General features: G+C 64.6%; 14 protein-coding genes, 1 tRNA gene and 1 other RNA gene. 14 read left to right on the top strand and 2 right to left on the bottom strand.

Features of this window, described 5'->3' with window-relative positions:
• Positions 1–96 precede the first annotated feature (96 nt).
• Positions 97–170, top strand: a tRNA-Gly gene (locus tag DL1_RS06515).
• A gap of 41 nt (positions 171–211) precedes the next feature.
• On the opposite strand, the gene DL1_RS06520 is transcribed toward DL1_RS06515, so the two are convergent.
• A complete protein-coding gene (locus DL1_RS06520; protein ID WP_038063986.1) occupies positions 212–1,297 on the bottom strand; it encodes a PQQ-dependent sugar dehydrogenase in 1,086 nt (361 codons plus the stop codon).
• A 131-nt stretch (positions 1,298–1,428) separates the two neighbouring features.
• On the opposite strand from DL1_RS06520, the gene ffs reads away from it, so the two are divergent.
• From ffs to DL1_RS06565, 10 genes are all read left to right on the top strand, one after another.
• Positions 1,429–1,525, top strand: an RNA gene (gene ffs, locus DL1_RS21165) — signal recognition particle sRNA small type.
• Between the two features lie 118 nt (positions 1,526–1,643).
• Positions 1,644–2,855, top strand: a complete 1,212-nt coding sequence (locus tag DL1_RS06525) for a GTP-binding protein (protein ID WP_038063987.1) — start codon at positions 1,644–1,646, stop codon at positions 2,853–2,855.
• Positions 2,852–3,121, top strand: a complete 270-nt coding sequence (locus DL1_RS06530; RefSeq protein WP_038063989.1) for a DUF6525 family protein — start codon at positions 2,852–2,854, stop codon at positions 3,119–3,121. The genes DL1_RS06525 and DL1_RS06530 overlap by 4 nt, the downstream gene beginning before the upstream one ends.
• 54 nt (positions 3,122–3,175) lie before the next feature.
• Complete coding sequence (locus DL1_RS06535; RefSeq protein WP_038063991.1) at positions 3,176–4,930, top strand: DNA polymerase III subunit gamma/tau; 1,755 nt, start codon at positions 3,176–3,178, stop codon at positions 4,928–4,930.
• Positions 4,931–5,096: 166 nt separating this feature from the next.
• Positions 5,097–5,441 carry a YbaB/EbfC family nucleoid-associated protein gene (locus DL1_RS06540; protein WP_038063993.1) on the top strand — a complete coding sequence of 115 codons (345 nt, stop codon included), beginning with the start codon at positions 5,097–5,099 and terminating at the stop codon, positions 5,439–5,441.
• 1 nt (position 5,442) lies between these two features.
• Positions 5,443–6,042, top strand: coding sequence for a recombination mediator RecR (gene recR, locus DL1_RS06545; RefSeq protein ID WP_038063995.1), 600 nt, complete (start codon positions 5,443–5,445; stop codon positions 6,040–6,042).
• A gap of 210 nt (positions 6,043–6,252) precedes the next feature.
• The gene (gene fzlA / locus DL1_RS06550) at positions 6,253–6,918 is read left to right on the top strand and encodes an FtsZ-binding protein FzlA (protein WP_038063997.1); all 666 of its coding nucleotides are present in this window, start codon (positions 6,253–6,255) and stop codon (positions 6,916–6,918) included.
• Between the two features lie 92 nt (positions 6,919–7,010).
• Positions 7,011–8,048, top strand: a complete 1,038-nt coding sequence (gene queG, locus DL1_RS06555; protein WP_038063998.1) for a tRNA epoxyqueuosine(34) reductase QueG — start codon at positions 7,011–7,013, stop codon at positions 8,046–8,048.
• A gap of 52 nt (positions 8,049–8,100) precedes the next feature.
• The gene (locus DL1_RS06560; RefSeq protein ID WP_038064000.1) at positions 8,101–9,042 is read left to right on the top strand and encodes a DMT family transporter; all 942 of its coding nucleotides are present in this window, start codon (positions 8,101–8,103) and stop codon (positions 9,040–9,042) included.
• A gap of 128 nt (positions 9,043–9,170) precedes the next feature.
• The gene (locus DL1_RS06565) at positions 9,171–9,356 is read left to right on the top strand and encodes a hypothetical protein (RefSeq protein ID WP_038064001.1); all 186 of its coding nucleotides are present in this window, start codon (positions 9,171–9,173) and stop codon (positions 9,354–9,356) included.
• Between the two features lie 101 nt (positions 9,357–9,457).
• Here DL1_RS06565 and DL1_RS06570 read toward each other — a convergent pair whose 3' ends face one another.
• Positions 9,458–10,327 (bottom strand): branched-chain amino acid aminotransferase, encoded by an 870-nt coding sequence (locus tag DL1_RS06570; RefSeq protein WP_038064003.1) that lies wholly within the window; start codon positions 10,325–10,327, stop codon positions 9,458–9,460.
• Between the two features lie 153 nt (positions 10,328–10,480).
• Here DL1_RS06570 and DL1_RS06575 point away from each other — a divergent pair, with 153 nt between their 5' ends.
• From DL1_RS06575 to petA, 3 genes are all read left to right on the top strand, one after another.
• Positions 10,481–10,978, top strand: a complete 498-nt coding sequence (locus tag DL1_RS06575) for a MarR family winged helix-turn-helix transcriptional regulator (protein ID WP_038064006.1) — start codon at positions 10,481–10,483, stop codon at positions 10,976–10,978.
• Entirely contained in the window at positions 10,978–11,688 is a 711-nt protein-coding gene (locus DL1_RS06580) for a response regulator (protein WP_038064008.1), read from the top strand. The genes DL1_RS06575 and DL1_RS06580 overlap by 1 nt, the downstream gene beginning before the upstream one ends.
• A 296-nt stretch (positions 11,689–11,984) precedes the next feature.
• Positions 11,985–12,545 (top strand): ubiquinol-cytochrome c reductase iron-sulfur subunit, encoded by a 561-nt coding sequence (gene petA, locus DL1_RS06585; RefSeq protein ID WP_038064010.1) that lies wholly within the window; start codon positions 11,985–11,987, stop codon positions 12,543–12,545.
• The last annotated feature ends 10 nt before the right edge of the window (positions 12,546–12,555 follow it).

A 12,555-nucleotide genomic window follows, 5' to 3' on the forward strand; every position in this document is an offset into this window, starting at 1 on the left:
AAGACGCGCCCGGATGGCTCACGCCGTCCGGGCGTTTTGCATTGAGATCCCTCTTGACCGAAGCCGCGCGCTGGCATACCTCTTCGCGCGCACCATGCGGGTATGATGTAATGGTAGCCTGTCAGCTTCCCAAGCTGAACGCGCGGGTTCGATTCCCGCTACCCGCTCCAAACTCCCCAGACACAGCACGCGACCGGCGGATAAGCGTTTCTTACGCAGGATCGAGCCGATACAGTTTTGCTTCATCGGAATCTTCGATGATCCAGACCGCGCCTTGTGGCCCAACCGCGACATCGCGCACCCGCATCCCGAGATCCCAACGCGCCAGCTGGTCCGAGCCGTCACCGGCCACAAGAACCAGACCCTGCCCAGCCAACCCGCCGATCAGCATATGCCCCTGCCAGTCGGGAAAGGCCGCACCGTCGTAGAACGCAAGCCCCGCCGGTGCGATCACCGGGGTCCAATACAGGCTGGGAGCCGCGAATTGCGGGGCGGTGTCGTGATCGGGGATCGGCATCCCCGAATAGTGCCGCCCGTTGGAGACCGCGTTCCAGCCGTAATTCTGACCCGGCTCGATCCGGTTCAGCTCATCGCCGCCGCGCGGGCCCATCTCATGCTCCCACAGCGTGCCATCGGGGCCGAAGGCAAGGCCATAAGGGTTGCGGTGGCCCTCGCTCCATGTCTGAGCGCGCACGCCCCCGGCATCGGCCTGCGGATTGCCCGGCGCGGCGCGGCCCTCCATCGTCAACCGAAGGATCTTGCCGCGCGGATTGTCGGGCTCCTGCGCGGTATCGGGCTGCATCCGATCGCCCACGCTCAGATAGAGAGCGCCGTCGGGACCAAAGGCAATGATGCCGCCCGGCTGTCCGCGCCCACCCGGCGTCTGCTCCCAAAGCGTCTCGATGCCCTCGAGGCTGTCCGTGCCCAGCGTACCCCGGGCCAGCACAAGCGCATTTTCCGGCGAGACATAGGTAAAATAGACTGCCCGCGTGCGCTCAAAATCCGGGGCGACCGCGACATCGAGCATGCCGTTTTGGCCGCTATATTGCACATCCGGCACGCCCGAGAGCTCTTGCATCTGCTCCCCGCTCACATGCCACATCGTGCCCGCCTTGCCGCTGACCAGCACGGAGCCATCGGGCAGCGGGGCAATCGCCCAAGGGTTTTGCAATGTCGCCTGCGGGACAAGCGTGAAGGGCTGCGCCTCACTTATCGGTGCCTCGCCGACATTCTGGGCCAGCGCCGGGCCTGCAAGGCCAAGGCTCAGTAGGACGGGGATCAACGGGGTCTGTTTCATCAGGGGGTCTCCTTCCTTTTACTCAACATGGGGTCGCCCGTCGCGCGGGGAAGACCTGCGGTGCAATTCTTCGTGAGACCGGGCGCGCAGATGGGTTGCGAATCCGCGCGATGCCCCCTATATGCGCCCTTGAGAGGTTGGCGCGGGCGAGCGCCTCGCCAACCCGGTCAGGTCCGGAAGGAAGCAGCCGCAACGAGCCCCGCTTGGGTCGCTGTCCAGCCTCTCACCCTCCCCCACATTCCCGCCGCCGTGATTGCCAAGCGCGCTAAAGCCGTTTGCGCCGCATTGCATTCTTCTGCCGATTAAATGTAATGATATAACATTACGTAGGATCGCAGGAGCTCCCATGACCCGCAACCCCAATGACACCCGCCTGCCCGTCACCGTGCTGTCCGGCTTTCTCGGCGCTGGTAAAACCACGCTTCTCAACCATGTCCTGTCCAACCGTGAGGGTCTGCGGGTGGCGGTCATCGTCAATGACATGTCCGAGGTGAATATCGACGCCGATCTGATCCGCGCGGGCGCAAGCCTGACGCGCGGCGAGGAAAAGCTCGTCGAGATGACCAATGGCTGCATCTGCTGCACCCTGCGCGAGGATCTGCTGATCGAAGTGCGCAGGCTGGCTGAAGAGGGCCGCTTCGACCATCTGCTGATCGAATCCACCGGCGTCTCCGAGCCTCTGCCAGTGGCTGCAAGTTTCGAGTTCCGCGACGAGGCCGGGGCCGCGCTGGACGACATCGCCCGGCTCGACACGATGGTGACGGTCGTGGATGCGGTGAACCTGACGCGCGATTTCAGTGCGCCGGACTTCCTTGCCGATCGCGGCGTCGAGCTGGGACCGGAGGATGAGCGCTCGCTGGTGCAGCTCCTGACCGAGCAGATCGAGTTTGCCGATGTGATCGTGCTCAACAAGATCAGCGCGGCAAGCCCGCAGGCGCGCGAGACCGCCCGCACGATCCTGCGCGCGCTCAATGCGGACGCCAAGATCATCGAAACCGATTACGCAGAGCTTCCCGCGTCGGAAATCCTTGGGACGGGGCTGTTTTCCTTTGAGGCCGCGCATCGTCACCCGACATGGGCGCAAGAGCTTTACGGCTTTGCCGATCACACGCCCGAGACCGACGAATACGGCGTGACCTCATTCGTGTTTCGCGCCGAGCGGCCTTTCGACCCTGAAAAGCTTGCAGCCTTCCTTGACGCGCCGCTGCCCGGCGTGATCCGCGCCAAGGGGCATTTCTGGCTCGCCACACGACCCGAATGGGCGGGCGAGGTCTCCATCGCCGGGGCGATGGTCGAGGTGCGCGGCCTTGGCCTGTGGTGGGCCGCCGTCCCCGAGGCGCATTGGCCCGAAGAGGCCCGCGCCCGCATGGCCGCCCGCGTCGCGCAGGAATTTGGCGACCGGCGGCAGGAACTGGTCTTCATCGGCATGGTGGGCGAGATGGAGCGCGCGCGGATCGAAGCGCGGCTGACCGCCTGCCTCGTCCCCGAGACCCGCTTTGCGCCTGATCAGTGGAGCGGCCTTGCCGATCCGTTCCCGCGCTGGGGCGCCGCCGCATGAGGCGCAATCTGGATTGCTCGCTGCGGCGCACATGCCGCCGCAGCGACCCGATGGCAGAGTTCGACCGGCTCCCCGCCCCGGCGCGGGCATGGGCGCAGCGCGCAGTGCTGCCATGGTCGGCCCGCTCGATCCGCCGGATCTGGGCGCGCGCGCTGTCTGAGACCCGCAGCGAAGAGGCCGCTCTCGCCCGGCTTGCCCGCGCCGAGGCGCGCACTCTGGCCCGCGAGGCCGCGCCTAACCGGATCGGCGAGGTGAGATCGGTTTGACTCGCCCGCCCCCGTCACTAGACTGGCGCGCGCAAGATCAGGAGCAGCCCCCGCATGTCCGAAACGCCCCAATCCGGTTACCAGGTTCTCGCCCGGAAATACCGCCCCGAGACATTCGCCGATCTGGTGGGCCAGGAACCGATGGTGCGCACGCTGAAAAACGCGTTTGCCGCCGACCGGATCGCGCAGGCCTTCATCATGACGGGGATTCGCGGCACCGGGAAGACGACCACCGCGCGGATCATCGCAAAGGGGCTCAACTGCATCGGCCCCGATGGCAACGGCACCCCCACGACCGAGCCTTGCGGCGTGTGCGAGCATTGCCGCGCGATCATGGAAGGCCGTCATGTCGATGTGATGGAGATGGACGCCGCCTCGCGCACAGGCGTCGGCGATATCCGCGAGATCATCGAGAGCGTGCATTACCGGGCGGCCTCGGCGCGCTACAAAGTCTATATCATCGACGAGGTCCACATGCTCTCGACCAGCGCCTTCAACGCGCTGCTCAAGACGCTTGAGGAACCGCCCGCCCATGTGAAATTCATCTTCGCCACGACCGAGATCCGCAAGGTTCCGGTGACGGTGCTCTCGCGCTGCCAGCGCTTCGATCTGCGCCGGATCGAGCCTGAGGTGATGATCGCTTTGATCAACAAGATCGCTGCGGCGGAAAACGCCCAGATCGCGGAGGATGCGGTGGCGCTGATCACCCGGGCCGCCGAAGGCTCGGCGCGTGATGCGACCTCGCTGCTCGATCAGGCGATTGCCCATGGCGCGGGCGAGACCACCGCCGAGCAGGTCCGCGCGATGCTGGGGCTGGCCGATCGCGGGCGGGTGCTCGATCTCTTTGACATGATCTTGCACGGTCAGGCCGCAGAGGCGCTGACCGAGCTGGCCGCCCAATATGCCGATGGCGCCGATCCGATGGCGATCCTGCGCGATCTGGCCGAGATCACCCACTGGGTCTCGGTGATCAAGGTCACGCCCGAAGCCGCCGAAGATCCGACCGTGCCGCCGGATGAGCGCAGGCGCGGGCAGGAAATGGCGGGCGCGATCCCGATGCGGGTGCTCTCGCGGCTCTGGCAGATGCTGCTCAAATCCATCGAAGAGGTCTCGGGCGCACCCAATGCGATGATGGCCACTGAAATGGCGCTGATCCGCATGACGCATGTGTCGGACCTGCCCGATCCCGACACGCTGATCCGCAAGATCCAAGCCGGCCCCGAGGCCAACACGCAGGCCGCAGGGCGCGGCCCCGCCCCCTCGACCGGCCCGGTCCATGGCGCGACCCTGCGCGCGCGCCGACTTGCCGCCGGTGGTGGCACCGTTGCGACCGCCTCCGCCGCGCCCGCATATGAGCCCCAGCCCGACGCGCTGGCGCGCTTTGCGAGCTTTGACGATGTGGTCGAGCTGATCGCCCGGATGCGCGACATGACCCTGCTGCTTGAGGTCGAGTCCAATCTGCGCCTTGTGAGCTACCGCCCCGGCCGGATCGAATTTCAGCCCACGGAGCGCGCCTCTCGCGATCTCGCAGCCACGCTCTCAGCCCGGCTTCAGGGCTGGACGGGCGCGCGCTGGGGGGTGTCGGTCGTCTCCGAAGGCGGGGCCGCCACCATCGCCGAGGTGAAAGCCGCCGAGCTGGAAAAAGCCAAGGCCGCCGCGATGGAAAACCCGCTTGTCGCCGCGATCTTCGACGCCTTCCCGCAGGCCGAATTCGCCGAGATCACCGATGCCGCAGCTCTTGAGGCCGAGATCGCCACCGAAGCCCTGCCCGAGGTCGAGGACGAATGGGATCCCTTTGAGGACGGCTGAGCCGGTCCGCCAGCGCGATCTGCACCGAAGCGACGCGCCCCGCGATAGGCGCGTCACACGTCAAGACAATCGCCCGGCGGATCTGGCCAGAACCGTGAGCCGCCACTTGTCGGCCCGCGGTGCCATGCGTATGTCTGAGGGCAACACACAGCCACGGGAGAAAGTGATGTTCAAGGGTTTGGGCGGCATGGGCGATATGGCCAAGATGATGAAAGCCGCCAAGGATATGCAGGAAAAGATGGGCCAGCTTCAGGCCGAACTCGACTCCATCGTCGTGACCGGCGAGGCGGGCGCAGGGCTTGTGCAGGCGCGCGCCACGGCCAAGGGCGAGCTGACCGGCTTGTCGATTGACCCCTCGATCCTGCAAGCCTCGGAAAAGGAAGTCGTCGAGGATCTGATCCTCGCTGCGATCAAGGACACGCAGGCCAAGGCCAAGGATCGTCAGGCCGATGAGCAAAAGCGCCTGCTGCGCGAAATGGGCCTGCCCGAGAACATGGACCTTCCGGTCTGAGATGACGCAGGGCCGCGATGACATCGAGGGGCTGATCGCGCTGATGGCGCGGCTGCCGGGCTTGGGCCCGCGCTCTGCCCGGCGCGCGGTGCTGCATCTGATCTCCAAGCGCGGTCAGCTGATGGCACCGCTGGCCGAGGTGATGGCCGATGTCGCGCGCAACGCCCGCGAATGCGCCCGCTGCGGCAATATCTCGGGCCAGCCGGTCTGCGCGATCTGCGAAGACCCAAAGCGCGCCACGGGCGAGATCTGCGTGATCGAGGATGTGGCTGATCTCTGGGCGATGGAGCGCGGCCACGCCTTCAAGGGCCGCTACCATGTGCTCGGCGGCACGCTGAGCGCGCTGGATGCCATCGGCCCCGAGACGCTGCGCATCCCTGATCTGCTGACCCGGGTCGAAAGCGAAGGGATCGGCGAGGTGATCTTGGCGCTCAACGCGACCGTCGAGGGCCAGACCACAGCCCATTACATCGCCGAGGCGCTGGAGCCGATGGGTGTCTCTGTGACCTCGCTGGCCCAAGGCGTGCCAATTGGCGGTGAGCTGGACTATCTCGACGATGGCACGATCCAAGCCGCGCTGCGCGCCCGCAAGGCGTTCTAAGCGAAGCATCGCACGCATCGCGAGCCTGTCTCGGCGTCCCGCCCCCTCCTTCCCCTGATCTAAATATCCCCGCCGGAGGCACTCGCCATAGCGATCCGCGCGCGGCATCGTGTGGCGCGCGCCCGCTGAGCGGCCATGGCCCCCATTGAACCCGCGCGGCGGCCCCGTTATCACAGGGCCATTCCCAATTGAGATGTGAGCGCCCGACAGATGATCCGCCTCTACCATGTTGCCCTCTCCCCGTTTTGCCGCAAAGTGCGGCTGGTGCTGGCCGAGAAGAAGCTCGAGGTGGAGCTGGTCGAAGAGCGCTACTGGGAACAGCAGCCCGATTTCCTGCGCCGCAACCCCGCCGGGAAAGTGCCCGTGCTCAAGATGGACGGCATGATGATGGCCGAAAGTCAGGCGATCTGCGAATATATCGATGAGCGCTACCCGGACGCCCCGCTGATCCCGCGCGATGCCGCCGCCCGCTACGAGGTCCGCCGCCTCTGCGCCTGGTTCGACGACAAGTTCAACGCCGAGGTCACCGCGAAAGTGATGGGCGAGCGGGTCTGGAAGAAGGTCCGCAAGGAAGGCTATCCCGACAGCAAGACGATCAAGGCGGGTTTGGCTGCGACCAAGTTCCACCTCGATTATATGGGCGCTTTGCTTGAGCAGCGGCGCTGGCTTGCGGGCGATGTGATGACGCTGGCCGATTTCGCCGCCGCCGCCCATCTGAGCTGTCTCGATTACATCTCGGATGTGGACTGGAACCGCTCGGAGGCCGTGAAGGACTGGTATGCCAAGATCAAGTCGCGCCCGGCCTTCCGCTCGCTGCTGGCCGATCAGCTCTCGGGCATGCCGCCCGCGCCGCAATATGCCGAGCTGGATTTCTGAGCTCTAGCGGCGCCGGGGGCGCTGCCCCCGCCTGACAAACCCTTTCGAGTTTGTCAGACTCCCCCGGGATATTTTCGTCAAGAGGAAGCCCGGTGACGGATTTGAAATCACGACTGATCGCACAGGCGCTGGAGGAGGGGTTCTCCAAGGCGCGCGTGACGACCCCCGATGCGATCCCGCAGGCCGCCGGGCGGCTTGAGGCTTTCGTGGAGGCGGGCCTGCACGGGCAGATGGGCTGGATGGCCGAGCGGATGGGCTGGCGTGGTGCGCCCGATGCGCTTTGGCCCGAGGCGAAATCCGTGCTGATGCTGGCCGAAAGCTACAGCCCCGATTACGATCCGCTCGACCTTTTGCAGGAGCGCGATCGCGGCGTGGTGTCGGCCTATGCGCAGGGGCGCGATTATCATGATCTGGTCAAGAAGCGCCTCAAGCGGGTCGGGCGCTGGTTGCTCGAACAGGCGCCCGAAGGCGAGATCAAGGTCTTTGTCGACACGGCACCTGTGATGGAAAAGCCCCTCGCGCAGGCGGCGGGTCTCGGCTGGCAGGGCAAGCATACCAATCTTCTGGCGCGCGATTTGGGCAACTGGTTTTTCCTCGGCGCGATTTTCACAACGGTGGAGCTGGCCCCCGATGCGCCCGAGCGTGAGCATTGCGGGCGCTGCACCGCCTGCCTCGATATCTGCCCGACGCAGGCCTTCCCCGCGCCGTTTCAGCTCGATGCGCGGCGCTGTATCTCGTATCTCACGATTGAGCATAAGGGCCCGGTCCCCGAGGAATTGCGCGCCAAGATGGGCAACCGGATCTATGGCTGCGACGATTGTCTTGCGATCTGCCCGTGGAACAAATTCGCAGCCACCGCCCGCGAGGCGCGCTATCACGGCGGGGTTGGCGCGCCGCCTTTGGCGGAGCTGGCCGCACTGGATGATGCGGGGTTTCGGGCGCGGTTTGCAGGCTCTCCGATCAAGCGGATCGGGCGCGAGCGGTTCTTGCGCAACGTCCTTTATGCGATCGGCAATTCGCAGGATCGCGCGCTGGCGGAGGCCGCGCGCCCGCACCTGTCCGATCCCGATCCGGTGGTGGCCGAAGCCGCCCGCTGGGCATTGGCGCGGCTGGGGGCAGAGCCGGGCTGAGAAACAAGGCGCCCTATCTGGTATCCGGGCAGGCACGTGGTAAGACTTGCACATGACTTCTCCGGCCCCCTCCACATCCGCGCCGTTTCTCGCCATCGCATTGAAGCTTGGCACCGTGACAGGTTTCATCGTGATGCAAACGATGATCAAAGCGGTGTCCGACACGATCCCCGCCGGCGAGGCGGTGTTTTTCCGCTCGGCCTTCGGGATGCTTCCGATCCTCGTCTGGCTGCTCTGGCGCCATGAGCTGCGTGGCGGATTTCGGGTCGCCAACCCGCTCAACCATGTGCTGCGCGGAGGGATCGGCACCACCGCGATGGGGCTGAGCTTTGCCGCTTTGGCCTATCTGCCGCTGCCCGAAGCCACGGCCCTTGGCTATGCAGCACCGCTGCTCACCGTCGTCTTCGCGGCGTTTCTCTTGGGTGAGGTGGTCGGGCTGTTTCGCATCTCAGCGGTGGCGCTGGGGCTTTCCGGGGTGCTGATCGTGCTCTGGCCACGACTGGGCGGGGTCGGACCTGCGGCAGGCGCAGAGGCCTTTGGCGCGGCACTGGCGCTGGCGGGGGCCACCTGCGCGGCGCTGGCACAGGTGCAGATCCGGCGCATGGTCGCGACCGAGCGCACCGCGGCCATCGTGTTTTGGTTTTCGCTGACCGCGACCGTGCTGTCGCTCTTCACCCTGCCCTTTGGCTGGGTGATGCCCAGTCCGCGTGAGGCGAGCCTGCTGATTCTCGCAGGTCTGATCGGAGGGACCGGTCAGATCTTGATCACCTCGGCCTATCGCTTTGCCGATGCCTCTTTGATCGCGCCCTTCGACTACGCCTCGATGCTGATGGCGCTGGTGCTGGGCTATGCGGTGTTTGGGGAAATCCCGACCTCCGCCACGCTCGCCGGTGCCGCGCTGATCATCGTGGCGGGTATCACGATCATCCTGCGCGAGCGCCAACTGGGCCTGCGGCGCGCACGGGCCCGCAGAGCCAGTTCGCCGCAAAGCTGAGGCAGCGCTTGCCCGCAGCCCGGTGCGCGAGATTTGGCCCGGTAGCAGCGCGATACGATCTATGACAAGCCAAACGCCGCCCCATCTGCTATACTGATGTCATTCATTAGATGAGAGGAGGACATCCGATGTCACGTCACATCATCGACACGTCGAAGCAGGCCGCCGAAGGGCCGCGCGTGAAGCGCTTTGTCGAATTGCAGCGCCGCGAGGGGATTCACCCCAATCTGCGCGCGCTCAACAAGCGCTCGCATGGAGAATCGCTGAGCCGGGTCACGCAATATCTGCGCATCGAGCGCAACGAGACGGCCTGACCCCGGACCTCCCGGCGCGCACAGATGCCGGGCTGCACGGACCGCAAAAGGGCGCGCCAGTGGCGCGCCCTTCTTCATGTTCATGTCGAGATGTGCCGCGTTTAGCTGCGCACGAGCTTCTCATAGGTCTCCGCGATGTCACGGGCGAGCGCGCCGACCTCGAAGCGGAAGCCGCCGATCTCGGAGACCGGAGTCACTTCGGCCGCCGTTCCGGTCAGCCAGCATTGCTCGAAATCGGCAAGCTCCGTGGGCTCGATCCGGCGCTCATGCACGGTGATGCCCTTTTGCTGCAGCAGCTCGATCACGGTCTGGCGGGTGATCCCGTTGAGGAAGCAATCGGCCTTGGGCGTATGCACTTCACCGTCTTTGACAAAGAAGATGTTGGCCCCCGTGGCTTCGGCCACATAGCCGCGCCAATCGAGGAACAGCGCGTCGGAATAGCCTTTGTCCTCAGCGGCATGCTTGGACATGGTGCAGATCATGTAGAGCCCTGCCGCCTTGGCCTCGACCGGGATCGTACGCGGATCGGGGCGACGCCATTTCGCGATGTCGAGCTTGGCACCCTGCATCTTCGCATCGCCGTAATAATTGCCCCATTCCCAGCCAGCCACAGCCAGACGCACCGGGTTGCGGCGCGCCGAGACGCCCATGTCATCGCCCGCACCACGCCAAGCAACCGCACGCACATAGGCATCGGTCCAGTTATTGGCTTTGAGCATTGCGTATTTCGCCTCTTCGATCTGCTCGACCGAATAGGGGATTTCGAAATCGAGCAGGTTGGCAGATCTGCGCAGCCGCTCGGAATGCAGTTTCGATTTGAAGATCGTCCCGTTGTAGCAGCGCTCACCTTCGAATACCGAAGAGGCGTAATGCAATGCATGGGTCAGAATATGGACATTGGCATCGCGCCACTCCACGAGCTTCCCGTCCAACCAGATCTTGCCGTCGCGATCATCATAAGCCCCGGCCATTTTACCCTCCTTGGCATAGCACCGTTTTACGAAAGTTGCGCAATAAACGTCCGAAGCGGACATATTCTTGCGTACAAACTGCCGTTCGGTACCAGTTGAGTCTTGGATAGTCAACAAGACTGACTTAAAGTCACGGAAAAGAGAGAGGGAACTATGGCAGAGAACGGAAGTCCGGGTGGCGAAACCTTGCTGTTTCTCACCGATGAGCAATTGCGGCGCGGGATTGAGGCAATGTTCTTCGCCTATAGGGCTTTCACCGCAGATCCGGATCGGTTGCTCGAAGAATATGGCTATGGCCGCGCGCATCACCGGGCTTTGCATTTCATCAACCGCCAGTCGGGCCTGACGGTGACGACGCTGCTCGCGGTGCTGGGGGTAACCAAGCAATCGCTCAACCGGGTCTTGCGCACTTTGATTGAAGACGGTCTTGTGGAAAGCCGCGTCGGACGGCGCGACAAGCGCGAGCGCCAGCTGTATCTCACGGATGCGGGCGCGGTGCTTGAACGCAGCCTGTCCGAGGCGCAACGTGGCCGCATGCGCTCAGCCTATCGCACCGCCGGACCGCAGGCGGTGGCCGGGTTCCGGCAGGTGCTCGAGGCGATGATGGGCCCTGACTTGCAGCGCCTCTACCAGCAGATGAAGGACGAGTAATGCCCCATCAAGCCGCCCCCCACCTGCTGATCATCGATGATGACGAGCGCATCCGCACCCTGCTCAAGGGCTTTTTGCAGCGCAATGAGTTCCTCGTGACCGCCGCGCGCGATGCCGCCCATGCCCGCAGGTTGCTGGCCGGGCTGGATTTCAATCTGATCGTGATGGATGTGATGATGCCGGGTGAGGACGGGCTGAGTCTGACTCGCGATCTGCGCAAGACGCTCTCGACGCCGATCTTGCTGCTGACGGCGCGCGGCGACACGCGCGAACGGATCGAGGGGCTGGAGGCGGGGGCCGATGACTATCTGGCCAAGCCCTTTGAGCCCAAGGAGCTGCTGCTGCGGATCAATGCGATCTTGCGCCGGGTGCCACGCGCGGCAGAGACCGGCCCGAAATTCATCTCGCTGGGCGCGTTGCGCTACGATCAGGACCGGGGCGAGCTGTGGAACGGGGAGACGCCGGTGCGGCTGACCGCAACGGAAGTGCAATTGATGAAGATCTTTGCCAGCCATGCAGGCGATGTGGTCTCGCGCTCCGAGTTGATCGAAGAGCTGGGCCGTGACCGCGCGGTGAGCGACGAGGGCGGCGGCGACCGCGCCATTGACGTCCAGATCACCCGGCTGCGCCGCAAGATCGAAAGCGACCCGCGTGAGCCGCGCTATCTGCAAACGGTGCGCGGCCTTGGCTATATGCTGGCCCCCGATTGAGGCGCGCGGGCTCACGCAAGCTCACGAATACTCACGAAATTGATTCGGAACGTGAGTTTTTTACGTCGGGACAGGCTTGCAAACCCCGAGAAATTCGAAAGAATTCGACTGTCCATGGTCAGGTATGGCGCATGATTGTTGTTGCATAGCGACAATTCGCGCGCCTCACGAGTGAATGCGTTCTGGACTGACAAAACCGTGATTGCTATGAGAGCTGGCATGTTCGGGCGCAGCACAACTGCGCCCCGGCACGTCACTATCGGTCGATCGGCATCGACCCCGGAAGGAGAGACAACGTGTCCAACGCAGAAAAGAACGCAGGCACTCGGAGGGACTTCCTCTATTATGCGACCGCCGGAACCGGTGCCGTCGTGGCTGGCGCGGCCGTATGGCCGCTGATCAATCAGATGAACGCATCGGCGGACGTCAAGGCCCTGTCGTCGATCTATGTCGACGTATCGGGGGTCGATACCGGGACGCAGCTCACGGTGAAATGGCGCGGCAAGCCCGTGTTCATCCGTCGCCGCAGCGCCGAGGAAATCGAGATGGCCCGCGCCGTGCCGATGTCCGATCTGGTCGATACCAGCGCCGAGAACGCCAACAAGCCCGGCGCTGAGGCCACCGACCAGAACCGCACCCTTGACGAAGCGGGTGAATGGCTCGTGATGATCGGGGTCTGCACCCATCTGGGCTGCGTTCCGATCGGCAACATGTCGGGAGATTTCGGCGGCTGGTTCTGCCCCTGCCACGGGTCGCATTACGACTCGGCAGGTCGCATCCGCAAGGGCCCGGCCCCGCGCAACCTCGACATCCCGGTGGCGCAGTTCACCGACGATTCCACGATCCTGCTGGGCTGAGGAGACCATC

The sequence above is a fragment of the Thioclava dalianensis genome (assembly GCF_000715505.1).
Classification (GTDB): Bacteria; Pseudomonadota; Alphaproteobacteria; order Rhodobacterales; family Rhodobacteraceae; genus Thioclava; species Thioclava dalianensis.